This is a genomic window from Pseudomonas sp. 3-2, from assembly GCF_019710535.1.
GTDB lineage: Bacteria > Pseudomonadota > Gammaproteobacteria > Pseudomonadales > Pseudomonadaceae > Aquipseudomonas > Aquipseudomonas pharyngis.
On the sequence record NZ_CP081200.1, the window covers coordinates 2161477 to 2185930 of the forward strand.

General features: G+C 61.1%; 17 protein-coding genes. 10 read left to right on the forward strand and 7 right to left on the reverse strand.

The features are described from left to right. Nucleotides 1–42: 42 nt before the first annotated feature. Genes K3819_RS09800 through pvdM form a run of 3 tightly spaced genes read right to left on the reverse strand, consistent with a single transcriptional unit; the run spans nt 43 to nt 3625 of the window. Nucleotides 43–936 carry a formylglycine-generating enzyme family protein gene (locus K3819_RS09800; RefSeq protein WP_064594772.1) on the reverse strand — a complete coding sequence of 298 codons (894 nt, stop codon included), beginning with the start codon at nt 934–936 and terminating at the stop codon, nt 43–45. Nucleotides 937–966: 30 nt separating this feature from the next. Beyond that, on the reverse strand, nt 967–2247 hold the full coding sequence (locus K3819_RS09805; protein ID WP_085612865.1) for an aminotransferase class V-fold PLP-dependent enzyme: 1281 nt from the start codon (nt 2245–2247) through the stop codon (nt 967–969). 28 nt (nt 2248–2275) lie between these two features. Next, the gene (gene pvdM, locus K3819_RS09810) at nt 2276–3625 is read right to left on the reverse strand and encodes a pyoverdine-tailoring dipeptidase-like protein PvdM (RefSeq protein ID WP_064594775.1); all 1350 of its coding nucleotides are present in this window, start codon (nt 3623–3625) and stop codon (nt 2276–2278) included. Between the two features lie 222 nt (nt 3626–3847). Here pvdM and K3819_RS09815 point away from each other — a divergent pair, with 222 nt between their 5' ends. Next, nucleotides 3848–5476 (forward strand): PvdJ/PvdD/PvdP-like protein, encoded by a 1629-nt coding sequence (locus K3819_RS09815; protein WP_085612863.1) that lies wholly within the window; start codon nt 3848–3850, stop codon nt 5474–5476. Between the two features lie 100 nt (nt 5477–5576). On the opposite strand, the gene K3819_RS09820 is transcribed toward K3819_RS09815, so the two are convergent. The 3 genes from K3819_RS09820 to K3819_RS09830 are packed head-to-tail and all read right to left on the reverse strand — an operon-like array spanning nt 5577 to nt 10134. Further along, the gene (locus tag K3819_RS09820) at nt 5577–6980 is read right to left on the reverse strand and encodes an efflux transporter outer membrane subunit (protein ID WP_085612861.1); all 1404 of its coding nucleotides are present in this window, start codon (nt 6978–6980) and stop codon (nt 5577–5579) included. Nucleotides 6981–6987: 7 nt separating this feature from the next. Further along, nucleotides 6988–8961 carry a MacB family efflux pump subunit gene (locus K3819_RS09825; protein WP_085612859.1) on the reverse strand — a complete coding sequence of 658 codons (1974 nt, stop codon included), beginning with the start codon at nt 8959–8961 and terminating at the stop codon, nt 6988–6990. Further along, complete coding sequence (locus K3819_RS09830; protein WP_085612857.1) at nt 8962–10134, reverse strand: efflux RND transporter periplasmic adaptor subunit; 1173 nt, start codon at nt 10132–10134, stop codon at nt 8962–8964. 333 nt (nt 10135–10467) lie between these two features. Here K3819_RS09830 and K3819_RS09835 point away from each other — a divergent pair, with 333 nt between their 5' ends. The 7 genes from K3819_RS09835 (at nt 10468) to K3819_RS09865 (ending at nt 20974) form a co-directional block, all read left to right on the forward strand. Then, nucleotides 10468–10950 (forward strand): sigma-70 family RNA polymerase sigma factor, encoded by a 483-nt coding sequence (locus tag K3819_RS09835; protein WP_085612855.1) that lies wholly within the window; start codon nt 10468–10470, stop codon nt 10948–10950. A gap of 133 nt (nt 10951–11083) precedes the next feature. Continuing rightward, complete coding sequence (locus tag K3819_RS09840) at nt 11084–12421, forward strand: lysine N(6)-hydroxylase/L-ornithine N(5)-oxygenase family protein (RefSeq protein ID WP_221399128.1); 1338 nt, start codon at nt 11084–11086, stop codon at nt 12419–12421. Nucleotides 12422–12992: 571 nt separating this feature from the next. Further along, complete coding sequence (mgtA, locus tag K3819_RS09845) at nt 12993–15692, forward strand: magnesium-translocating P-type ATPase (RefSeq protein WP_221399129.1); 2700 nt, start codon at nt 12993–12995, stop codon at nt 15690–15692. A gap of 54 nt (nt 15693–15746) precedes the next feature. Further along, nucleotides 15747–16463 (forward strand): MgtC/SapB family protein, encoded by a 717-nt coding sequence (locus tag K3819_RS09850; RefSeq protein WP_085612851.1) that lies wholly within the window; start codon nt 15747–15749, stop codon nt 16461–16463. A 109-nt stretch (nt 16464–16572) separates the two neighbouring features. Beyond that, nucleotides 16573–17007: a chemotaxis protein CheY gene (locus K3819_RS09855; RefSeq protein WP_085612849.1), complete on the forward strand. Its 435-nt coding sequence runs from the start codon at nt 16573–16575 to the stop codon at nt 17005–17007. A 108-nt stretch (nt 17008–17115) separates the two neighbouring features. Continuing rightward, nucleotides 17116–17742 (forward strand): response regulator transcription factor, encoded by a 627-nt coding sequence (locus K3819_RS09860; protein ID WP_085612848.1) that lies wholly within the window; start codon nt 17116–17118, stop codon nt 17740–17742. A gap of 10 nt (nt 17743–17752) precedes the next feature. Continuing rightward, entirely contained in the window at nt 17753–20974 is a 3222-nt protein-coding gene (locus K3819_RS09865; protein ID WP_221399130.1) for an ATP-binding protein, read from the forward strand. A 4-nt stretch (nt 20975–20978) separates the two neighbouring features. Here K3819_RS09865 and dkgB read toward each other — a convergent pair whose 3' ends face one another. Then, the gene (gene dkgB, locus K3819_RS09870; protein ID WP_221399131.1) at nt 20979–21782 is read right to left on the reverse strand and encodes a 2,5-didehydrogluconate reductase DkgB; all 804 of its coding nucleotides are present in this window, start codon (nt 21780–21782) and stop codon (nt 20979–20981) included. A gap of 221 nt (nt 21783–22003) precedes the next feature. Between dkgB and K3819_RS09875 the strand changes: the two genes are divergently transcribed. Both K3819_RS09875 and K3819_RS09880 read left to right on the forward strand, forming a co-directional pair. Further along, a complete protein-coding gene (locus K3819_RS09875) occupies nt 22004–22870 on the forward strand; it encodes a pirin family protein (protein WP_221399132.1) in 867 nt (288 codons plus the stop codon). Nucleotides 22871–23009: 139 nt separating this feature from the next. Further along, complete coding sequence (locus K3819_RS09880; protein ID WP_221399133.1) at nt 23010–24452, forward strand: mechanosensitive ion channel family protein; 1443 nt, start codon at nt 23010–23012, stop codon at nt 24450–24452. The last annotated feature ends 2 nt before the right edge of the window (nt 24453–24454 follow it).

Consider the following 24454-nt stretch of genomic DNA (forward strand, 5'->3'; position numbering starts at 1 on the left):
GACTGGCGGCGACCGTGGGGAGAGCAGAAGCGTTACTGCGGATTACAACTCACGCACGACACGGAAACCGATCCAGTCGCCGCGGGTCTTCGGATCGATGTCGTTGCGGTTGCCCGAACGAGAGAATACCGGCGCTTCCCCCCAGTCATTGCCACGAATGCGCAGGGTGTCGCAGTTGGGTTCAAGCCACGCGCTGCCATCGGTTGGCGCACCCTTATAGTCCGGGTGATAGCAGTCTTCGACCCATTCATAGACATTGCCGTGCATGTCGTACAGGCCAAAGGCGTTGGCCGGGTAGCTGCCCACCGGCGAGCTGAAGCTGTAACCGTCCGCCGGGCCGTAGGTGTTGGCGTGTTTGGCGATGCTATAGCCTTTGCCCTCGTCGAACGGGAAGGGAAAAGGGCCTTTGGATCCTGCCCGGGCACCGTATTCGCGCTGGGCTTCACTGAGCATGCTGTACTTCTGCCCGGTTTTTTTCGACAGCCAGGCGACGTAGTTCTTGATGTCCTGGAAATCCATGCACACCGCCGGCTGACGCGGGGTTTGCGGATAGCGCGGTTTGCTGGCGATGCACTCGCGACCGGGGCGCGTGTCGCCGTTGGCGATCACTGCACCGCTCTGGCGAATGTAGCTGTCCCATTCACCGGCGGTGATCTGGAAGCGGCTCATGGCGAAGGGTTTGGCGAAGGTTACTTCATGCATCGGGCCTTCGTCAGGTTCGCGGCCCACTTCATCCTCAGGCGTGCCCATGGTAAAGGTGCCGGCCGGCAGTACGACCATTTCCGGGCAATCTTTGCAGTCCTTGAATACTTTACCCGCGGCGGGCGGTGTCGCGGCCTGTGCGGCGGTCGGCAGCAGACCGGTCATGAGGGCGGCGAGGGCCAGTGCCTTGAGCGCGTTGGCGCCGTGGGCAGGGGGCAACAGATCACGTTTCATGAGTCATCTCGTTTAAAGGAAAGCGGGGTGTCAGAGCTGTTTGTCGAGTACGGCCATGAAACGCTCGATGTCGTTTTCGCTGTTCAGCAGGCCGGGGGCGATGCGGATCACCGGGCCGACGTCGCGCTCCACCGCGTCACACACCACGCGGTTTTGCATGAGCTGGGCGGCGACCTGTTCGCAGTCGCGATCCTTGATCCGGAAGAAGGTAAAACCGGCAGACAAATCGGCGCTGCGGGGTGTCACCAGTTCAATCGAGCGGTGTTCCAGCAAGCGGTTCTTGGCGTAGGTGTTGAGTTCGTGAATGCGCGTTTGCACCTCGCGTTTGCCCAGCGCCAAATGCAGCTTGAACGCTTCGTCCAGTGCCCAGCGGTGTTCGAAACTGTGATACCCGCCGGGGGTCATGATGGTCGAGAACGTGGTGGCCTCGGAAAAGGTCGGGATGGTCGGGGTGACGTCCTTGAGTTCACTTGAACGTGCGCAAATGATCCCGGTACCGCGGGGGCCGAACATCCACTTGTGGGTGCCGGCGATAAAGAAGTCGCAATGCATGTCGGGGAAGTCGAGGTCATCGACACCGAAACCATGCACGCCGTCGACGACGTACAGGATGCGATCCTTTTCCTCGCGCTGGCGATTGTGCTGATCCACCAGTTTGCCGATCTCGCCGATCGGCAGTTTCACGCCGCTGCCCGATTGCACCCAGGTCATGCCCAATACGCGTGTTTCGCGGCGAATGCCTTTGTCGATGTTGCTCAGCACCTCGTCGACGGACACTTTGGCGCTGCTGTCGAACAACTTCAGTTTGCGCACCTTTACGCCATCTTTCTGTTGGCGATAACCCAAGGTGTAATTCGTCGAGTAATGTTCGTGTTCGGTGGTGAGGATTTCCTGATCGGCGCGTACATGAATGCCGCCATAGATCAGCGCCAGACCTTCGGTGGTGCTGCCGGTGAGAGCAATCTGCTCGGGCTTGGCCTTGAGGTAGCGACCGGCCCATTCGCGCACGGCTTGCTCGCGCTTTTCGCTTTCACCCAGATCCCAATCCATCGCACGTCCGGGGTTGCGGTCGAGGGTTGCGCGGTAACGCTCGATGGCTTCGCGCACCGGGCGCGGATGGGAGGTCACGAGGAAGTTGGCGAAATGCAGGTAATCCGGGTCCTGATCGAACAGCTGGCGCAATTGCGCCCATTTGTTTCCGGCGGGCGGTTGTGGATTGGCGGCGCCGGCCGGCAGGTTGACGGCAGCGCCCAAGGGCAGGCCGGCGGCAAGGATGCCGGCCTGTTTGAGGAAAGAACGACGGTTGGTCATGAGATCAGATCGCTTGTTCGAATAGGTGTCAGCGGTTGACCACAGGCCTGGAGGATTTTTGTACCTGTTCCCAGACCCGCAAGAAGTTGCCGCCCCACAATTTGGCGATGTCGGCCTCGCTGTAGCCACGCGAGATCAGCTCGGCGGTTACGTTGCGCGCTTCGCTGACGTCCTTCCAGCCATCCAGGCCGCCGCCATCGTTGAAGTCGGAACTGATGCCGACATGGTCGATGCCGATTTTCTTCACGGCGTAATCAATGGCGTCACCGAAGTCCTTGAGGTTGGCCTTGGGTTCTTCGTCGACGATTGAATAGAGCTGGCCGGCGTACTCGCCAAAGCGTTGTTCCGGCCACACAGTGATGATCGGGTCGCCAGGCATCAAGGCCATTTCCAGGCCCTGCAGCGGCTGCAGATCAAACTTCGCACGCAACGCGTTGAGCTTGTCCTGGGTGGCCTGGCTCAACGGGCGCAGGTAAGTCGGGAAACCGACAATCTGCACGACGCCGCCGCTGTTCTTGATCAGTTGCATTTCCTGGTCGCTGATATTGCGCGGGATATCCACCAGCGCCCGGGGAGCCGAATGGGAGGCCACGATCGGTGCGCGGCTCAGCTGTGCGACTTGTTCCAGGGCCTTGGTCGACATCTGCGAGACGTCGATGATCACGCCCAGATCGTTGAGCCGATGCACGGCCTGTTTGCCAATGTCCGACAGACCGCCAAGCGCATCGCGGGTGTCATTGAAAAACGGCAGGGGGCGCGAGGAGTCGGCCCAGTCGTTGTTGCCCACGTAACTGAAGCCGAACATGCGCATGCCGCGTGCGGCCCACTTGTCCAGGGCGTTGAGATCGTTGCCCAGTGGATAGGCGTTGAGCATGCTGATGAAAATCGCAAACTTGCCTTCGCCATGCAGGCGGCGGAAATCGTCCGGGGTGTAGGCGATGGCGACCTGATTGGGGAAATCGCGGACCAGGGTGCTGATGATCTTGTAGCGGGTTTCCTGTTCGAAGCGGGCCTCTTCTACAAAACCGGCGGTGGGACGGTGTGGCGCGTTGGCGCCGTTCCAGATTTCCGGCCAGCCGAAGATCGTCAGGGCGGCACCGGACAGGCGCCCGCGGGCGGTTTTCACCAGATCGAACTGGCCGCTGCCATCCTTGTCGGCTTCGTTGCCGGCTGTGCCGAAATCCAGCGGCACGGTGATGTGGCTATCGAACGAAATGATCCGATCCTGCAACTCATCGGCTTGCTGCATGACTTTGACCGGGTAGCCGGGATTGTCCTTGAACCAGTGTTCCCAGACCGCAAAGCCTGCGGCAGCACTGATCGCCAGGGCCAGCGGCAGGCCAATGTAAAGAGCCTTTTTCGAACGTGGTGTTGTCATTGCCATCTCAGTCAGGTTCGCCGTCGAGTTGCGGGCGCAGGGGCCTTCGCTATTTGGGTGGAACGACTGGGCAGCCGGGTAATTTAGGCCTGGCTGAAAAGAACGCAGCCCGATTCAGGCACTGCCGAAGGCTGCGAACTTTTCGGGGCGCCATAAATTTACCTCTGCAACAAACGTTCTAGCTTGGATAAAGCCTGCTTCATGGCTGACACAGGTAGGGCAATGAAGATTTCTCGACGATGGTTCATGGCGGGCCTGGCACTGACCGGCGCCGCTGTGCCAGCAGCGTATTTTGGGCATCGTGAATGGACGAAGCCGGATCCGACGATCACCCCGGGTGAGGCGTCGTTCGACATCGCGGATGTTGCCGGGCAACGCCTGGCGGATGCGCTGCGCGGTATCTGGCAGATTCGTTTCGAGGGCCATGACGCCGGTATCGCGGGTTTGCCCAGGGACGGTCTGGAAGTGTTTCTCGATGTGGCCCACAAAGGGCGCGGCGTTATCGGCTTTCTCGACACGGCCGAGCGTTTGCGCTCGCCTCAGGCGCCGCGCTACCGCATTCTCGCGGACCTCGCCGATGTCAAAGCCTCGCAGTTGAGCTGGCGTCTGGTCAGCACATCGGCGGCCGACGGTGCACCGGACTACGAATTCAACATGGCGCTGGATGAAGTCTGGGGCGGCTTCGGCAACGCCGGCAGCGGCAGCCTCAGCGGGCGCGTCCTCAGACTGGATCGGCCGTTAATGCTGCCGGCGCAGGACAATCGTTTTATTGCCGTAAAACGCATGTTCCCCGAGGCACGCGAGCGGGCCGGGTTGAACCCGACGTTGCTGGCCTGGCTGATCTCCCCCGAGCACCGCCTGTTCCACCAACTCTGGCACGCCAGCCGCGACAAGTGGCACACCTTGAGCGAGGAAAAACGCGGCGCCCTGCGCGGTATCGGCTGGCAGCCTGGCCCGCGTGGCAAGGAGCGCGACGCCCGTGGCCCGCGCAAGGATCGCAATGGCTCGGGTATCGATTTCTTCTTCATGCACCGGCACATGCTGGGCACGGCACGATCAATGCAGGATCTGCCGTCGTGGCAGCATTTTCCCCTGCCGCAGCCGGAATTGATCCGCGATCGCCAGGGTTTTGCCGATTATTTCGACAATCACGACGGCACTTCGCTGCCGCCGACCTGGCTGGCCGAGGACGATGACGAATACTCGCAATGGGTCAGCGACATCAAGACGGCCGAGACTTATCACAGTAATTTCCTGGTGTGGGAATCGCGCTACCGTGACCCGCGCTACCTGGCCAAACTGACCTTGGGGCAGTTCGGCTCGGAGGTTGAGCTGGGGCTGCACGACTGGCTGCACATGCGCTGGGCGTCTGTGCCGCGCGATCCCTCCAACGGGCACCCGGTGCCGTTTGCGCGTGATCCGGCCGATTTTTCCGCGCGTTGGTACGCCGCTGAAAACGATTTCCTGGGCGATCCGTTCTCCTCTCATGTGAGCCCGGTGTTCTGGGCGTTCCATGGCTGGATCGATGATCGTCTGGAAGACTGGTTCCGCGCGCACGAGCGCTTTCATCCGGGCGAAGTCAGTCGCTTGCAGGTCAATGGCGTGCCGTGGTTTGCACCGGGACGCTGGGTGGAAGTCGCCGACCCGTGGCTCGGGCCGAGCACCCACGGCTGCAGCACGGTACCGGGCCTGCAGCCAGGCAAGTCAGTGGAGATGGATCCGGAAACCATGAAGCTGGCCCTGCGCATCACCTTCAGCGATGACGAGAAAGTGTTGTCGTCGTTGTTGCGCAAGGTGCCGCAGCGTCCGTGGTATGCGCGTCATCTGAAGCCCAGACAGACTCCGGTCTGAGACGGTATTCACTGCCATCGCCAGCAGGCTTGCCCCCCACCCATTCAGCTGCACCGATGAATGTGGTGGGGCCCGACCTGCTGGCGATTGCACTTGCAGGTCAGCGCGATGCCAGTACCTGCCAGCCGCCGCCTAATGCCTTGTACAAGGCAATGCTTGCCTGCATTCGTGACAATCTCAACTGCACATTCAAATCCTGCGCGGCATAGAGCGTGCGTTGGGTTTCCAGTACCGTCAGCAAATCCTCTGCGCCGGCCTGGTAGCGACTCTGGGCGATGTCGAACGCCGTTTGCGCTTGCCGCAGCTCCTCGCTTTGCCATTGCCGTTGCTCGTCGAGGCCGCGAATGCTGTTCAAGGCTTTTTCGACATCGGCGAAGCCATTGATGATCGCGCCGCGATAGTTCTGCAGCAGTTCTTCCTGGCGCGCAGTGGCTTTGTCGCGCTCTGCGCCGAGACGACCGTTATTGAAGATCGGCCCGATCAATCCGGCGGTCAGGTTGTAGAAGGGGTTGCGCAGAACGTCGCGGAACTGGTCGGCCCCGGAGCCGATATCGGCACTGAGGCTGACAGTCGGCAGCATGGCAGCGCGGGCAACCTTGACGTCGGCCTCGGCTGCGGCCAGTTGCGCTTCGGCGCGCGCGATGTCCGGGCGGCGATTGAGCAGATCGCTTGGCACGCCAGTGGCGATTTCCGGCCAATGCAGTTGATCGAACGATTCCCGGTTCAGCACGAGAGCCTGAACCGGGCGACCCAGCAGGGCTGCGAGGCTGATCGAAGCGTCCCGGGCCTGTTGTTGCACCAGCGGCAATTGCCGTTGCTGGGCCGCTACCAGGCTTTTCTGCTGAGCCAGTTCCAGGGCGGTGGCTGAGCCTGAGTCAAAACGTGTTTGCACCAGTTTCAAAACGCTTTTCGCGTTGGCCAGATTGAGCTCGGCAATGCGGCTCTGCTCGCGCAGCGACAAGGTTTGCGCATAGGTGTCGGCGACACTGCCGAACAAGGTCAGCTCCACCGTGGCACGATCGAACTCGCTGGCCTGCAAGGCGAATTGCGCACTGTCGCGAGAGGCTTGTTTGCCACCCCAAAAGTCGATTTCGTAACTGGCATTCAGATTGGCGTCGAAGTAATCCACGGCCTTGTTACTGCTGTCGGCGTCCAGTTGGCTGTAGCCCTTGCCGCGTAACAGTTTCTGCCGATTGGCATTGAGCGTGGCCTGCACTTCAGGCAATTGTGAGCCGCCGGCGATCACGGTGCCGGCCTGGGCCTGGCGTACCCGAGCCATGGCAGCGGCGAGGTCGAAACTGCCAGTGCGAGCCTGTTCGATCAGGCGATCGAGCTCCTGGCTGCCGAACTGCGTCCACCATTGCGGGTTGTTGCGGGCAGTGCTGGCAGCCTGCGCTGACTGCCACGCGGCGGGAGGCTGCAAGCCGCTGTCCGGACGCTGGAGGGGATTGGCGCAGGCGCTGAGAATCAGGCACACGGTCAACAAACTGAAGCGCGGTTTCATAGATCGATCATTCACTGGTAAGGGCCGTGACCGGGTCGAGCCGGGCAGCTTTGCGGGCCGGCATGAAGCCGAAGACAACACCGGTGACCAGGGCGCAGCCAAAAGCGCCGAGCACTGCCAGCAGCGAGAAGGCGACGGCGATGTCACTGAGGATCAGCACGCCACCGACGATCAACGCCAGGGCAATCCCGGCGATCCCGCCGACCACCGAGAGCATCACCGCTTCGGTGAGGAACTGACGCAGGATGTCGCGCTGGCGAGCGCCGGTGGCCATGCGAATACCGATCTCACGGGTACGTTCGCGCACCGTCATGAGCATGATGTTCATCACGCCGATACCGCCGACCAGCAGCGAAATCGCCGCAATCGATCCGAGCATCAGCGACAGGGTATTTTGCGTGCGCGCTTCGGCCTGGATCATGGCGGCGTTGTTGGTCAGTTCGAAATCCTTTTTGCCGTTATGCAGGCGCAGCATCATGCGCTCGATTGCCTGTTCGGTTTCCTTGACCTTGCGTGCATCGGCGGCAGCGATGGCGACGTACTCCGGGTTATACGTGCCAAACAGGCGCGTGCTGGCGGCGGAGTAGGGAATGGCGATGCGGTCGTCACTGTCGGAATCGCCGGAACTGGAGCCTTTTTCGGCGAGAACCCCGACCACTTGAAAGGGCACGTTTTCAATCAGGATGTACTGTCCGATGGGATTGGCGACGTCCTTGAGCAACTTGCTTCGGACTTTGTGGCCGATGACGGCAACCGCAGCGCCACTGGCTTCGTCGGCGGCGGTGAAGTAAGCCCCTTCAACCACCGGCCAATTGAAAATCTTCGGGAAATTGGTGTCGTTGCCGCCCACGTAACTGTTGTGATCGAGATTGCCGTAACGCACCACGGCTTCGGCGCCGTTGACGGGCATGATCTGCTTGATCAGCGGCAGGGTGGCGAGCACTGCGAGGTCGTCGAGGGTGATGATGCCCTGCGGTGCACGTGGGTGCGGAGGGACGCCACCCAGGTAAATGATGTTCGAACCGAAAGCGCCCATCTGCGCCATGACCTGACGCTTGCTGCCTTCGCCCACTGCGAGCATGACCACCACCGAGGCTACGCCGATGATGATCCCGAGCAGGGTCAGCGCCGTGCGAAAGCGGTTGATCCACATCACTCGCCAGGCGGCATGCAGAGCGTCCACCAGCTCGCCTTTCCAGGCACCGGAGGCTTGCGCACCTTCGCTCAGGCGCTTGCGCAGATCGACGGCTTGCAGGGCGCCGGGGTTGGCCGTGGCCTGGGCTTCGGGGTTGTCCCGGGCGCTGTCGCTGATGATCAGGCCGTCGCGGATCTCGATGATGCGCTTGGCCCGCGCTGCGACTTCGCGGTCGTGGGTGATCAGGATGACCACGTGGCCCTGGCTCGCCAGCTCGTCGAGCAACGCCATGACTTCCTTGCCGCTGTGGCTGTCGAGGGCGCCGGTGGGTTCGTCGGCCAGGATGATGTGGCCGCCGTTCATCAGTGCCCGGGCGATCGACACCCGCTGCTGCTGGCCGCCCGACAACTGATGTGGACGGTTGCCGGTGCGCGAGGCCAGGCCGAGGCGATCGAGCAGGGCGGCCGCGCGGGCGTGGCGTTCGGCGGCGGGGGTGCCGGCGTAGATTGCCGGCATCTCGACGTTCTCCTGGGCCGAGCCGGACGGAATCAGGTGATACCCCTGAAACACGAAACCGAAGGCTTCACGCCGTAGCCAGGCCAGTTCGTCGGTGTCGAGGCCGGCGACGTTTTCCCCGGCAAAACGGTATTCGCCAGAGGTGGGCCGGTCGAGGCAGCCGAGAATGTTCATCAGCGTCGATTTGCCGGAGCCGGAGGCGCCGACAATCGCCACGAACTCACCGGCGTGGATCGACAGGTCGATCCCGCGCAGCACATGCACTTCGGGGGCGTCGCCACCGCCGTAGGATTTGCGGATGTCCTGCAGGTCGATCAGGGGCGTCTGCATTCAGCCTCCGCTGCCGTCGGCCGGGCCGATCAACAGGTGATCGCCCTCGTTCAAACCTTCCAGCACCTGGACTTTCAAGCGATCGCTGATGCCGGTGTGTACTTCGCGGGACTGGATGTCGCCATTGGCGGCGATCACCTGCGCGGTCTGCCGGTTTGCCGTGGCAGTGCCTTGCAGGGCGGCAACCGGTGCGGTGAGAACGTCTTTTGCCTGACTGGCGACGAAGAATACCTGGGTGGTCATTTCCGCCATCAGTGCGTTGTCGGCGTTGTCGACATCCAGCAGCACGGTGTAGAGCACCACGCGGGCGCTGCCGCTTTTGCTGGAATTGGCAGGACTGCCGCCGCCCTGGCTGGTCTGGTCCAGCGGCTTGGGCGGCACCGGCAGGATTTGCCGCACGGTGCTGCTCCAGCGCCGCTGGCCGCCGCTGAGGGTGGTGAAGTAGGCGGTCATGCCCGGTTTGACGTGGCCGATGTCGGCTTCGGAAACCTCCGCCCACACGGTCATTGGCGACAGCTTGGCGATGCGCAGGATCAGCGGTGTCTGTTGTTGTGCGTTGAGGGTCTGGCCTTCGCGGGCATCGAGGGCCACCACGGTGCCGGCCATCGGCGCATAAATGCGGGTGTAGCCGAGTTCCGCCTGATCGCTGCGCAGGCTGGCTTCGGCCTGACGGATCTGGGCCTGGAACATGTCGATGCGTGCCTGGGTGGCTTTCAGTTCGGCGCGGGCGGTCTGCACGTCTTCTTCGCGGGTGGCGCCGCCAGCGGCGAGATGCTGCTGGCGCTGGTATTTCTGCTGCGCGAGTTCGTGCTGAGCTTTCTGTTCCTGTAATTGGGCCTTGAGGTTTTCGATGGAAAAACGCCCGGCGTCGAGTTTGGCTTTCTGGGTCGACGGATCGATTTCCACCAGCAGCTGACCTTCCTTGACCACGTCGCCGACCTCTACATGGATCTTGCGGATCTGCCCCGACGCCTGGGCGCCGACGTCCACATAACGCCGTGGTTGCAGGGTGCCCAGTGCGGTGACGCTGCTTTCGATATCGCCGCGGGTCACTTGTACGGTGGCGAACCTGTCCCGCCCGGGAGGCAGGATCTGCCAGGCGGCGTAGGCGATAACGGGGATCAAGCAAAGGACTACGAGCAGGGCGCGTCGGGCGGGGCGGGGACGTTTCATGCAGGGTTCCGGCCAGTGGAAATCGGCCCGTCGTTCAGAGGAGTGCGCGGGGTCAGGCACCGTTGAACGCTGCCGCAGGGCGCGACAGACACGGGGAGCTGTCCTGTAAACGAAGAAAGCGGAACGGAATTTAAGTGGCGACACAGGTTGTTACAGCAATCTGAAGGTATAGCCGGCCACTATTTGTCGGGCAACGACAAACACTACTTTAAATCTATATGAGAATTACTATAAATTACGCACCTCAAGTTGCCACTATCTTGCTACTGCCTCGGGCGGCTCGGCAGAACAGTGTGCTCAAGGACAAAACCCGCACTCGAGCGGCCGGGAGTCATGTTGGAAAACTACTATCGTGAGCTGGTGTGTTTCCTGAACGCCAGGCTCGGCAACCGACAGGTGGCCGAAGATGTGGTGCATGACGCTTATGTACGGGTCCTGGAGCGTTCCAGCGATACGCCGATCGAACAGCCCCGGGCCTTCCTTTATCGCACCGCGCTGAACCTGGTGATCGACGACCATCGGCGCAATGCCCTGCGTCAGGTCGAATCGCTGGAAGTGCTCGACAGCGAAGAGCGCTATTTCACGCCGTCCCCCCACAGCACCCTCGATCATGGCCAGCGCCTGGACATGTTGCAGCGTGCGCTGGCCGAGCTTTCGCCGCTGTGCCGCGAGAGTTTTCTATTGCGCAAGATCGAAGGCCTGTCGCACCCCGAGATCGCCGAGCACCTTGGTATTTCCAAGGCCCTGGTGGAAAAGCACATCGTCAACGCCATGAAACATTGCCGCCTGCGAATCAAACAATGGGATGCCCATTGAGCCGTCGCCGTTAAATTTTATTTCACTGTCCTCGTTCCTACTCAACAGACGATCTGCTGTCCTGCTCCGGGCCGGCCGGTCACCCAAGCTCTTCCTCCGCGCTGTTCGGGGGTTCATCCAGAGGACACTGGAAATGACACAGGCAATTGCATCGCCCATCGTTCACGACCTGATCGGCGTCGGTTTCGGCCCTTCGAACCTGGCGCTGGCCATCGCTCTGCAAGAGCGCGGCGCGACCCAGGGCGAGCTGGATGTGCTGTTCCTCGATAAACAACCCAACTACAGCTGGCACGGCAACACCCTGTCGACCCAGAGCGAGTTGCAGATTTCCTTTCTCAAGGATCTGGTCACCTTGCGCAATCCGACCAGCCCGTACTCGTTCGTCAACTACCTCAAGCACCACGGCCGTCTGGTGGACTTCATCAACCTCGGCACCTTCTATCCGTGCCGCATGGAGTACAACGACTATCTGCGCTGGGTGGCCGCGCAGTTCACTGAGCAGAGCCGCTACGGCGAAGAAGTGCTGACCATCGAGCCGGTGCTGCACAATCATCAGGTCGAAGCCCTGCGGGTGATTTCCCGCGGCACGGACGGCCAGCAGTTGGTGCGCACCGCGCGTTCGGTGGTGGTCAGCGCCGGCGGCACGCCGCGCATTCCCGAGGCGTTCAAGGCGCTGAAGGGTGACGCTCGGGTTTTCCATCACTCGCAATACCTGGCCGAGATGGCCAAGCAGCCGTGCATCAACAACCAGCCGATGAGCATCGCAATCATCGGTGGCGGCCAGAGTGCGGCGGAAGCCTTCATCGACCTGAACGATTCGTTCCCGTCGGTGCAGGTGGACATGATCCTGCGTGGCTCGGCCCTGAAGCCGGCGGACGACAGCCCGTTTGTCAACGAAGTGTTCTCGCCGGAGTTCACTGACCTGATCTTCCAGCAGAACAGCAGCGAGCGTGAGCGTCTGGTCAACGAGTACCACAACACCAACTATTCGGTGGTCGACATCGACCTGATCGAGCGCATCTACGGCATCTTCTATCGCCAGAAAGTCTCCGGCGTCGCACGTCATGCGTTCCGCACCCTGACCACGGTCGAGAAAGCCACCGCCACCGAACGCGGTATCGAGCTGACCGTGCGCAACAACGCCACCGGTGAAGTCACCGTGCGTGCCTACGATGCAGTCGTGCTGGCCACCGGTTACGAGCGTCAGATGCACCGCAAACTGCTGGCGCCGCTTCAAGAGTACCTGGGTGACTTCGAAGTTGATCGCAACTACAAACTGATCACCGACGAGCGCTGCAAGGCCGGTCTGTACATGCAGGGCTTCTGCCAGGCCAGCCACGGTCTGAGCGATACGCTGTTGTCGATCCTGCCGATCCGCGCGGACGAGATTGCCGGCTCGCTGTATGAGCATGGCAAGAACCGTGGGCACAGCCGTTCGGTGATGGACTTGTTGTTGGCGACTGCCAGCTAAGTTTCACGATCGCCATCGCGAGCAGGCTCGCTCCCACAATGAATCTGTAAATGCAGGAAAAATGTGGGAGCGAGCCTGGTCCGGGCGGCGATCCGACGATGACTCTTCCAGAGCACCGGAAGTTTCCAATCCTGAACCCTTCCTGAACACCCGCCACATTCCCCGACACACTTCCTTTCGCGGGTTTACTCTCCAGACATCGGGGCGTAAGCTTCGCGCGTTTTCATCAATAGCGGAGACCCACAGTGGGTACTTGTTCGAGTGACAGTTGTCGGCCGGTCCTTGTAACCGGCGGATTCTCGGCAAGATAACGCGCATTCCTTTGTGCCGTTGTCTCGCCGAACAGCGAGCAGCGGCATCCCGATCATGACCGGTCCCGGTCATGTCCCGACGTCCTTCTCATCGACACTGAAAAGCCTGTGAAGTCGACTTCATCGTCGTCATTGCAGCCCTATCGACACGCCTGTCTTTTCTGACCGGCGCGCCACGCCTTGCCGTGCCGGTTTTCCGGTGCCCAGGACGAGGACGTACCTGCTCGACGGTTTCCCGGCTGACCATAGGGGCAACAGCCATGAAACTTACGCTCAAGGAATTTTTCGCAGGCTTCCTGCGGACCCGTCACATCGCCCGGCACTTCCGTCGCCTGGCCTTGCTGGAAACCCTCAGCGACACCACGGTCAGCCGTGAAGTGCCGCCCACCCTGGCCAATACACTGGTGGACGCCGCCCATTGCGACAGCGGCGTGCTGTTGTCGAACCTCGGCACCCACACCGATGGCCTCACTGATTTCGAAGTCGATGTACTGCGTGCGCAGCACGGCCTCAACGAAGTCGAACACGAGCAACCGCTGCCGTGGTGGACCCACCTGTGGCACTGCTACAAAAACCCGTTCAACCTGCTGCTGACTCTGCTGGCGGTGATCTCCTGGCTGACCGAAGACCTCAAGGCCGCCATCGTGATTTTCTCGATGGTGGTGCTGTCGACGCTGCTGCGCTTCTGGCAGGAAAGCAAATCCAACCAGGCCGCCGACGCGCTCAAGGCGATGGTCAGCAACACCGCCACCGTGCTGCGCCGGGATGCGCCGCGCGCTGAACTGCCGATCAAGCAACTGGTACCCGGCGATCTGATCGTGCTCTCGGCCGGCGACATGATTCCTGCCGATTGCCGGGTGCTCAGCGCCAAGGACCTGTTCGTCAGTCAGGCGGCAATGACCGGTGAATCGATGCCGGTGGAAAAATTCCCGCGTCAGGCCGATCGCGACACGCGCAATCCGCTGGAACTCGAGAACATCCTGTTCATGGGCACCAACGTGGTGTCCGGCACGGCGGTGGCGGTGATTCTCACCACCGGCAACAGCACCTATTTCGGTGCACTGGCACAGCGGGTCGGGGCGACGGATCGTGCGGTGACTTCTTTCCAGCAAGGGGTGAACAAAGTCAGTTGGCTGTTGATCCGCTTCATGTTCGTCATGGCGCCGCTGGTGTTGTTCATCAACGGTTTCACCAAGGGCGACTGGACCGAAGCGCTGCTGTTCGCGCTGTCGATCGCCGTGGGCCTGACCCCGGAAATGCTGCCGATGATCGTCACCTCGACGCTGGCCAAGGGCGCGGTGTTCCTGTCGCGCAAGAAAGTCATCGTCAAACGCCTGGATGCGATCCAGAACTTCGGCGCCATGGACGTGCTGTGCACCGACAAGACCGGCACCCTGACCCAGGACAGGATCTTCCTGGCGCGTAATGTCGACGTCTGGGGCGAAGACTCCGATGACGTGCTGGAAATGGCTTACCTCAACAGCTACTACCAGACCGGCCTGAAAAACCTGCTGGATGTGGCGGTGCTGGAACACGTGGAAATCCACCGTGAGCTGAAGGTCGGTACGGCGTTTCGCAAGGTCGATGAAATCCCGTTCGACTTCAACCGCCGGCGCATGTCGGTGGTGGTCGAAGGGCGCGGCCAGCCGCATCAACTGATCTGTAAAGGCGCAGTGGAAGAAGTATTGGCGGTGTGCAGCCGGGTGCGTCACGGTGAAGTCGACGAAGCCTTGAGCGCTGAATTGCTGGCGAAAATTCGTCAGGTCACCGCAGCATTCAACGCTGAAGGCTTGCGTGTGGTAGCAGTGGCGGCACGGTCGATGCCTGAAGGTCGCGACACTTACAGCCTGGGCGACGAGCAGGAACTGACGCTGATCGGTTACGTGGCGTTTCTCGATCCACCGAAGGAAAGCACCGCCCCGGCACTCAAGGCCCTGGCCGAGCACGGCGTGGCCGTGAAAGTGCTGACCGGCGACAACGAACTGGTGACCGCCAAGATCTGCCGCGAAGTGGGCCTGGCCCAGCAAGGCCTGTTGATGGGCAACGACATCGAACGCATGAGCGACGCCGAACTGGCGGTGGCGGTAGAAACCACCAACGTGTTCGCCAAACTGACGCCGTCGCACAAGGAACGCATCGTGCGCATCCTCAAGGGCAACGGCCACGTGGTCGGGTTCATGGGCGACGGCATCAACGACGCACCGGCGCTGCGCACCGCCGACATCGGAATTTCCGTGGACAGCGCGGTGGACATCGCCAAGGAAGCGGCCGACATCATCCTGCTGGAAAAGAGCCTGATGGTGCTGGAGGAGGGCGTGCTGGAAGGGCGTCGGACCTTCGCCAACATGCTCAAGTACATCAAGATGACCGCCAGCTCGAACTTCGGCAACGTGTTCTCGGTGCTGGTCGCCAGTGCGTTCATTCCGTTCCTGCCGATGCTGCCGATGCACCTGCTGGTGCAGAACCTGCTGTATGACATTTCGCAGATCGCGATCCCGTTCGACAACGTCGACGACGAGATGCTGAAACAGCCACAACGCTGGCAGCCAGGGGACGTCGGGCGCTTCATGCTGTTCTTCGGGCCGATCAGTTCGATCTTCGACATCACAACGTTCGCCTTGATGTGGTACGTGTTCGATGCCAACACCCCGGATCACCAGACCCTGTTCCAGTCCGGCTGGTTCGTGGTGGGGCTGCTGACCCAGACGCTGATCGTGCACATGATCCGCACGCCGAAGATTCCGTTCCTGCAAAGCCGCGCGGCGATGCCGCTGCTGGTGATGACCGCAATCATCATGGCCGTGGGCATCTTCCTGCCGATGGGGCCGCTGGCGCACTACTTCAAATTGCAGGCGCTGCCGTCGATGTACTTCGTGTTTCTGCCGGTGATCCTGCTGGCGTACATGGCGCTGACCCAGGCCGTCAAAGGCTTCTACATCCGCCGGTTCGGCTGGCAGTAACAGGCCAGATTCCCCCCTTGTGGGAGCAAGGGGGGCGGTTTCAAGGAGTTCGACATGCAAGCGATCAACAATCTCAACCTCAGCTCATTGCTCGACACTTTGGTCAGCCTCAGCGCGGCGTTCATCCTCGGCGGCCTGATCGGCTTCGAACGCCAGTACCGCCAACGCACGGCGGGCTTGCGCACCAATGTGCTGGTGGCGGTCGGCGCGGCGATTTTCGTCGACATGGCCAACCGTCTCGCCGGGGCCGAAGGCGCGGTGCGAGTGGTTGCCTACGTGGTTTCCGGCATCGGTTTTCTCGGTGCCGGGGTGATCATGCGCGAAGAGGGCAACGTGCGTGGGCTCAACACCGCCGCCACGCTCTGGACCTCGGCGGCGGTTGGTGCCTGCGCCGGTGCCGACCTGCTGGCCGAAGCGGTGCTGGGCACCTTGTTCGTGCTCGCCGCCAATACCTTGCTGCGGCCGATCGTCAACAACATCAACCGTCAGCCGCTGGACGTGGTCTCGGCGGAAGTCACCAACATTGTTTATGTCATCGCTCGGCGTTCGCAGCAGAAAGCCGTTTTCGCCTTGCTCGAGGCCGAGCTGGAACGCAGCAATTACCCGGCCAGCGATGTCGATGTACATGCCTTCGGTGCCGATGAAATCGAGATCGAAGCGACGCTGGCCACCACCTCGGTGGACGGTGATGAACTGGATGCGCTGGTGGCGCGAATCTCGACGTCGACGCTGGTGGTGCAGGCGTTCTGGAGTCCGAGCACCACGGAGTAACTTTTTCAATCCCGATGAGTGACCGTGTTTTTCGGAAAAGTCCTACAGAGTGTATCCCGATGCTTGGGTAGTCTTGCCGCCACTTGAAGCGACTACCCGGACTTCCACATTGACCGACAAAACCCTGCGCATCCTGATCGCCGACTTGCAGCATTTTCAGCGGATGAAGATCGAGCGCCTGTTCAATGGCCTCGATTATTACCGCATTGCACCGGTGCAAAGTCTTGCCGAACTGTTGACCCTGGTCGATTACGGCTGTCAGCCGTTCGATGTCCTGGTGGTTAATGCCGAACTGGCGAGCGGGATCGCGGATCTGCCCGGTGTTCTGTTCGATCACCCACAAGTCCGACGGGCCCTGGTCTATGGCGAGCCGGCGGATTCCACAGGGGTTCCCGGGCATTTCGGGGCAAAGATCACCACCAGCCCTGCAGCGCTGCCTTCATTCGACGAAATCGAACAGCTGATGACCTCGGTCGAGGCATCGCTTGGGCGGTCATCGCGTGCGCTATCACAGATCGGTCTGGCGCGCACCTGTCAGATCTGACAGGTGCTTCATCGTACAGTCTGTGCAACAGTTGTAGCGCAGCTACCAATAGTCCCGTTCATGCAAGATCGGTGGCTTCATCACTATGTAATCGCACCGGGAGTGGTCATGGGTCGAGTACTGCTTGCCGAAGATCACCCGGTGGTCGTCTCTGCCATCCATATGCTGTTGCATGGGTTGGGCTATAAGCAGATTCACGTGGTGTCGAGCGGCGTCGACGTCGTGCCGATGATTCGTGAACATGCGCCGGATCTGATGATTCTCGACCTGAACCTTGCAGGTATGGGCGGGCTGGATGTATTGGAGCGTATCAGGGCTATCGGGCTGGTTTGCAAAGTCGTGATTTTCACCTCGGCTCCCCGGAACAGTTTCCTGATGCGTTGCCGGCGTGCCGGAGCGATGGCCTTCGTGGAAAAGTCTGCCGACCTGAAACAGCTCGAGAATGCGATCAAGGCTGTGCGTTCGGGCTACACTTTTTTTCCTGAAATGCACGGTGTCAGTTCAGGACAACTCGATGCACTGAGTGATGAGCGGCAGTTGATTGATCGGCTGTCCGACCGCGAACTGCATATTCTGGTGCAACTGGCTCACGGCAAGTCCAACAAACTCATCGCCTTGGAAATGAACCTGAGTCACAAAACCGTCAGCACCTACAAGACCCGATTGATGCTCAAACTGGGAATAACGTCCTCAGTGACGTTGCGAGAGCTGGTCGTGCGCAACGATCTGTTCTGAGAGGCTTTCCATGATGAGACCGTTGCGGTTGGTGTTTCTGTTGGCACTTTTGTTTGCAGGCACAGCTCAGGCGGCGACGAGTGCGCAAAGACTGGAAATTGTTTCCCGCACCCGCCTGGAAGGCGTGCAGGTTCGCCTTGATGATCAGGATAAACAGTGGCTGAGCGCTCATCCGGTATTGCGCATCGGTGCCTCCTGGCCGGATTACCCGCCCTTTGAACTGACCCGCAAGCGCCATGAGCTGGAAGGCCTCACCGCCGATTACGCCGATGCGATCGCACAGGTACTCAATCTCGCCGTCGAAGTCTGGTGCTATCCCGACCGCGCAAGTGCGATGGCCGCGCTCAAGGCCGGTGATCTGGATTTGCTGGGCACGTCGAACAACTTCGAGATCGCCGACCCCGAACTGATGCTGTCCCGTGCCTACGCCGAAGATCAGCCGATGTGGGTGACCCGGCTCGACGAACCATTGCCCGACGATCTGGCCGGCAAGCGAATCGCCATGGTGGACGACTACCTGCCAGCCTCGACCATCGAGCAGGCTTACCCGCAAGCCTCCCTGCAGCGCTATCGCTCGATTCTCGATGCCCTCGGCGCGGTGGCGTTCGGTCGGGATGCGCTCTACCTTGGCGACTTCATCAGCGCCAGCTATCTGATCAACACTCATTTTTATAACGACCTGCAACTGGCGGGCCCCTCGGGCCTTGACGCCAACCCGTTCGGCTTCGCCCTGACCCGCAGCAACACGCGGTTGAAACGTCTGGTCGACAAGGCCCTGCTGGCGATTCCCATGGAGCAGCGCCTTGCGATGGAGCTGCGCTGGAGTGCCGGGCGCGCCGACAGGGCAGCGCAGTCGCGGGTAAGTCTGAGCGACAGCGAGCAGCAATGGCTGGATCAGCATCCGGTGGTGCGGGTCGGTGCTATCGACGATTTTGCGCCGCTGGCATTCTTTGATGCCGATGGCCGGTTCAGCGGCCTGACTGCACAACTGCTCAACCTGATCAGTCAGCGCAGTGGCCTGACATTCGAGGTGGTCCGAGGTCAGTCTCTGGATCGTCAGGTCGAGCAGCTCAGGAGCGGGGAGCTGGATCTGTTGCCGGTGCTGACACCGAGCCGCGAGCGTGAACTTGAAATGCGGTTCACCCGGTCGTACGCCAACAGCCCCTTCGTCTTGATCACCGATTTGAAGGCACAGGCGCCGCGCAGTCTCGAGGAGATGGCGGGTAAACGTCTGGCGCTCTATCGCGGTAATCCGCTGCGCGAATATCTGTTGGAGCACGTGCCGCAGATCAGCCTGATCGAGTTGCCGAGTCCGGCGGACGGTACGCGGGCGCTGCTTGATGGTCGGGCTGATGCGACATTGAGCTCGTTGCTGGTGGCGCGTTATCAGATCGATCACCAGTACCGTGAGCGCTTGCGGATTGTCTCCACGCTGGGTGATCAACCGGCCCGGATTGCCATGGCCACGGCGCCCGATGCCCCGCAACTGCAATCGATTCTGAACAAAGCGCTGCTGGGCATTGCACCCCAGGAAATTGATGGCCTGGTCGCGCGCTGGAGTCGTAACGTGGTGTTGCAGGACAGCTATTGGCAGCGTCATAGAGAGCAAATCCTGCGCGGGTTTGCCATTGCCGCCGGGTTGCTGTTGCTGGCGTTGGGCTGGATCGCCTTTCAGCGTCGGCAGATCCGTCAGCGTCAACAATGGTTAAGACAGTTGCAGGAGGCCAAGGAGGCGGCCGATGAAGCCAATCGTGCCAAGAGCACGTTTCTGGCGACCATGAGCCATGAAATCCGCACACCGATGAATGCCCTGATCGGCATGCTTGAACTGGCCCTCAAGCGTGCCGATGAAGGCGTGACCGATCGCCAGGCGATCGAGGTGGCGTCCAGTGCCGGGCAGCAATTGCTGGCATTGATCGGCGATATTCTCGACATCGCGCGCATTGAGGCTGGGCATTTGTCGCTGGTTCCCGAACGGGTCAATCTGCGCGAGGTGGTGCAGTCGGTGTGTCGGATTTTCGAAGGCCTGGCCCGGCAGAAGCAATTGTTGTGGCATGTGGAGCTGGATGAACGCAGCAACGTCGAGGTGATGATCGATGCCCTGCGTTTCAAACAAGTGCTGTCGAATCTGTTGAGCAATGCCATCAAGTTCACCGATGACGGCGAGGTGAGCCTGCGCTTGCGCGTATTCGGCGAACAGGACGGGCTGATTGAAGTGGGTGTAGCCATTGAAGACAGTGGCCGGGGAATCAGCGCCGAGGATCAGCAACGCTTGTTCAGCCCGTTTGTGCAGGTCGGCGATCATCAGTCTGCGGCGCAGGGCGGTTCTGGCCTGGGGTTGGTGATCAGCCGCAACCTGTGCCGGATGATGGGGGGTGATTTGTGGATGACCAGCGAGCCGGGCAAGGGCACTCAGGTCATGCTGCGACTGGAACCGCCAGTGCTGCAGCCGCTGGTGCAGGAGGCTGCACCGGCACCCGTGGCGACGGCGGTCAAGTCGCTGAACGTGCTGGTGGTGGATGACCATCCCGTGAATCGCCTGTTGTTGTGCCGACAGTTGAGTGAACTCGGCCATCGCCCCGTTGAAACCGATGGTGGTGAGAGCGGGCTGGCGCTGTGGCGCAGGCACTCCTTCGATGCACTGATCACCGATATCAACATGCCGGGGCTCAATGGATATGAACTGACGCGCGCGGTGCGTCAGGAAGAAGCCGCAACGGGCAGGGCCCCCTGCCTGATCCTTGGATTTACCGCCGATGCGCGGATGGAACAGAAGCACCGATGCCGGGCGGCCGGGATGGACGATTGCCTGTTCAAGCCGGTTCTGCTGCGGGAATTGAGCCAGGCGCTGATGGTCGCCACATCCGGGGGAACGCAGGTCGAGAGTGTGGACGATCCGGCAGTGGCCGCGTTCGACCTGAGTGCGCTGTTACAAATGGCAGGCGCGGACAACCCGCTGATCGGGCAATTGCGTGAGGAGGTGCTGAGCAGTCTGCGCATCGACCTGAAGCGTCTGGATGAATCAGGCCGCAAAAATGACCGCGCCGATTTGCGTGATCTGGCGCATCACGTCACGGGCGGGGCGCACATGATCGGTGCCGAGCGCGTGGTCTCGGCGTGTCGGCTGCTCGAACAGGCCTGCCGGGCCGATCAGCCCGAAGCGGCATTGATGGCCGCCATCGATTCGCTGCGCGAGGCCATGCACGACCTCGCGCAGCAGCTTCAGGCCTGATCGGTCAGTCCCACTGCGGCGCGATGCCTTTGGGGCTGGTCAGACGATGGCCGCGATCCAGTGTGGCGATCAGCGCCATGTCGGCGTTGCTCAGGGTCAGCGCCGTGGCACCGAGGTTGCCTTGCAGGTTGGCGCGTTTGGTCGACGACGGAATCACCGCGTAACCCGATTGCATCGCCCACGCCAGCGTGACCTGCGCCGGGGTGGCATGCAGGCGCTTGGCGATCTGCACGATCAGCGGATCCTTCAGCACTTCGCCGTAGGCCAGGGTCATGTACGACGTGATCTGGATGCCCTGACTTTGCGCAAACTCGACGACGTTACGGTTTTGCAGGTATGGGTGCAGTTCAATCTGGTTGGTGGCGATGTTTTGCGCACCGACCGCAGCAATCGCCTGTTTCATCAGGTCGATGGTGAAGTTGGACACGCCGATCTGCCGGGTCAGGCCCAGGCGTTTGGCTTCCAGCAACGCGCCCGTGAATTCCTCCACCGGCACCTGATCTTCCGGCGACGGCCAGTGGATCAGCGTCAGGTCAAGGTAGTCGGTCTGCAGCTTTTGCAGGCTTTCCTTGAGGCTTTCGATCAGACGATCCCCGGCGAAGTTGGCGATCCAGATCTTGCTGGTGATGAACAGCTCTTCACGGGCAATGCCGCTGGCAGCGATGGCTGCGCCAACGTCGGCCTCGTTTTCGTAGATCTGTGCGGTGTCGATGACTCGGTAACCAAGTTCAAGGGCAGTGCTCACCGAATCGATGACCACCTGGCCTTGCAGGCGAAACGTACCAAGACCGAAAGCGGGAACAGACATGCAGGGACTCCAGGATTGCAATGGGAATGGGCAGGAGTATCCGCGTCTGATTCCTCGGGAAAAACCGCTGTCGGGGCAAAGTACTGTTGACTGAAAGTCACGAATCACCGTGATCGATATCGTTCCACCAGTAGAACGATGAGGACGGTTTTGGCTGACTAGTACTAAATACGTGGCGAATTTATGATCGGCCCATGATCAACCCGATTGCGGAGTCCACCATGAAAAATCTTATCGGTCTCTACACCAGCCCTCGCGGCCACTGGGTCGGCGATGGGTTTCCGGTGCGTACCCTGTTTTCCTACGACAACCTGGGCCATCACATCAGCCCGTTCCTGCTGTTGGATCACGCCGGGCCTGCGCATTTCACCCCGACTACTGAACGCCGCGGCGTGGGGCAGCATCCGCACCGTGGCTTCGAAACCGTGACCATCGTTTACGAAGGCGAAGTGCAGCACCGCGACTCCACCGGCAGCGGCGGTACCATCGGCCCGGGCGATGTGCAGTGGATGACGGCGGCTTCCGGCATCCTGCATGAAGAATTCCACTCGGAAAACTTCGCCAAAACCGGCGGCAACCTGGAAATGGTGCAACTGTGGGTGAATCTGCCGGCCAAGGACAAAATGGCCGCGCCGGGTTACCAGACCATTCTGGACAGTGATATTCCGCAAATCGCGCTCAAGGACGGTGCCGGCAACCTTCGTCTGATCGCCGGTGAGTTCGACGGCCACAAAGGTCCATCCCGCACGTTCACGCCTATTGATGTGTGGGATCTGCGACTGAACACTGGCAAGTTGCTCTCGCTGGATCTGCACGAAGGCCGCAACACGGCGCTGGTGGTGTTGAAGGGTTCGGTTCAGATCAACGGTGGGGAGTCGATGCGCGAAGGCCAGTTGGCGCTGTTCGAGCGTGATGGCGATCGCATCACCCTGGAAGCCAGCGCGGACGCGGTGGTGCTGCTGCTCAGCGGCGAGCCGATCGACGAGCCGATTGTCGGCCACGGCCCGTTCGTGATGAACACTGAGCAGGAAATCCACCAGGCTTTCGCCGACTTCCAGTCCGGCCGCTTCGGCCAGATGCACGGCTGAAAATCCCGGCAGGCGCCACGTGCGCCTGCCGGTTTTTTTTGAGCGCGCGCAGTGGCGCTCATCCCGCCAAATCAATTACTCCTACACTGAGGCCAATCTGTGCGATCTTCTCGCGACTGGCCCCTGTCGGAGTTGTTTGATGCTGTCTCTGCTCACCGATCATCCGTTGTTTTGCGCCTTGATCCTGATCCTGGTCGATCTCGGTCTGTGGCGCCTGATCAGCGCCCACGGCAGCGCGTGGAAACTGTTGGTGCGGGTGCTGATTTTTGCCCTGTTCAGCATCCTGCTGTTCAACGAAGGGCTCAACCCGATGGAGCCTGCGCCGTGGGCCGACAATGTACCGTTGCACCTGGCGGCGACCGGGTTGCAGATCGGCTGGTGGCTGTTCGGCGCGCGCACCCTGACGGTTCTGATTGGCGCGGTGATGATGCAGCGGGTCGGGCACACTGGGCGGCTGTTGCAGGATCTGCTCGGTGCGGTGATCTTCCTGATCGCCATTATCGCGGCGCTGGCCTACGTGCTGGATCTGCCGGTCAAGGGCGTGCTGGCAACCTCCGGGGCGCTGGCGATCATCGTCGGTCTGGCGTTGCAGAGCACCTTGAGCGACGTGTTTTCCGGGATCGTGCTCAACACCACCAAGCCTTATCAACTGGATGACTGGATTTCCATCGACGGCACCGAAGGCCGGGTCACCGACATCGACTGGCGCGCCACGCGCCTGCAAACCAGTCAGGGCAGCATGGCGGTGATTCCCAACTCGCTGGCGGCCAAAGCCAAGATCATCAACTTCAGCCGGCCGAGCAATATGTTCGGGGTTGCCGTCAGCGTGCAGGTCAGCCCCCATGCGCGGCCCAGTTCGGTGATCGAGGCCCTGGAGCGGGCGATGCAGGGCTGTCGCCAATTGCTGGAGAGTCCCGCGCCGAGCGTCGCACTGAAGAACTCCAACAGCGCCGGCGCCGAATATGAAATCAGCGGGTTCGTCGCCTCGATGAGCGAAAAGCGCGTGGTGCGCAATCAGCTGTTCGACCTGGCGTTCCGGCACTTGCAAGCGTCCGGGGTCACTCTGCTGTCGAGCGATGAGCCTGGCGTGCCGAGCAATCTCTCGCGCCCTCGAGCGTTGCTCGACAGCTCGCCGATTTTCTCCACCCTGCGTCAGGAGGAGAAAGAAACCTTCAGCCAGAACATGACCCTGCAAACCTTCCGCGCCGGCGAGACGATCCTCGCGGGCGGCGAGGTCAGCGATCATCTGTTCATCATCGAGTCCGGCGTGGTCTCGGTGACGCTCAAGCGCCATGGCGCGCCGTTCGAGTCAGGACGGATGGGGCCGGGTGAAGTGATCGGCGAGGCGGGGATTCTGTCCGATACGTCATTGCCGGCCGACTTCTCCGCCAAGACCTTCTGCGCGCTGTATCGCATTGAAAAGTCTTATCTCAAGCCGTGCCTGGACGCTCGTCACGACATCAACGACGCGATGCAGGCGCTGCTCGATTTCCGCCTGCACAAGGCGCAATCCCTGACGGAAGAAACCCCGGTGCTGGCGCCGAAAAAAGGGTTCCTGCAATGGCTGCGCAATCGCGTCTGAGC

Bases quoted from the DNA above. Each gene is read 5' to 3' on its own strand.
- K3819_RS09800 (WP_064594772.1), bottom strand. From the start codon at position 936: ATGAAACGTGATCTGTTGCCCCCTGCCCACGGCGCCAACGCGCTCAAG.
- K3819_RS09805 (WP_085612865.1), bottom strand. From the start codon at position 2,247: ATGACCAACCGTCGTTCTTTCCTCAAACAGGCCGGCATCCTTGCCGCC.
- pvdM (WP_064594775.1), bottom strand. From the start codon at position 3,625: ATGACAACACCACGTTCGAAAAAGGCTCTTTACATTGGCCTGCCGCTG.
- K3819_RS09815 (WP_085612863.1), top strand. From the start codon at position 3,848: ATGAAGATTTCTCGACGATGGTTCATGGCGGGCCTGGCACTGACCGGC.
- K3819_RS09820 (WP_085612861.1), bottom strand. From the start codon at position 6,980: ATGAAACCGCGCTTCAGTTTGTTGACCGTGTGCCTGATTCTCAGCGCC.
- K3819_RS09825 (WP_085612859.1), bottom strand. From the start codon at position 8,961: ATGCAGACGCCCCTGATCGACCTGCAGGACATCCGCAAATCCTACGGC.
- K3819_RS09830 (WP_085612857.1), bottom strand. From the start codon at position 10,134: ATGAAACGTCCCCGCCCCGCCCGACGCGCCCTGCTCGTAGTCCTTTGC.
- K3819_RS09835 (WP_085612855.1), top strand. From the start codon at position 10,468: ATGTTGGAAAACTACTATCGTGAGCTGGTGTGTTTCCTGAACGCCAGG.
- K3819_RS09840 (WP_221399128.1), top strand. From the start codon at position 11,084: ATGACACAGGCAATTGCATCGCCCATCGTTCACGACCTGATCGGCGTC.
- mgtA (WP_221399129.1), top strand. From the start codon at position 12,993: ATGAAACTTACGCTCAAGGAATTTTTCGCAGGCTTCCTGCGGACCCGT.
- K3819_RS09850 (WP_085612851.1), top strand. From the start codon at position 15,747: ATGCAAGCGATCAACAATCTCAACCTCAGCTCATTGCTCGACACTTTG.
- K3819_RS09860 (WP_085612848.1), top strand. From the start codon at position 17,116: ATGGGTCGAGTACTGCTTGCCGAAGATCACCCGGTGGTCGTCTCTGCC.
- K3819_RS09865 (WP_221399130.1), top strand. From the start codon at position 17,753: ATGATGAGACCGTTGCGGTTGGTGTTTCTGTTGGCACTTTTGTTTGCA.
- dkgB (WP_221399131.1), bottom strand. From the start codon at position 21,782: ATGTCTGTTCCCGCTTTCGGTCTTGGTACGTTTCGCCTGCAAGGCCAG.
- K3819_RS09875 (WP_221399132.1), top strand. From the start codon at position 22,004: ATGAAAAATCTTATCGGTCTCTACACCAGCCCTCGCGGCCACTGGGTC.
- K3819_RS09880 (WP_221399133.1), top strand. From the start codon at position 23,010: ATGCTGTCTCTGCTCACCGATCATCCGTTGTTTTGCGCCTTGATCCTG.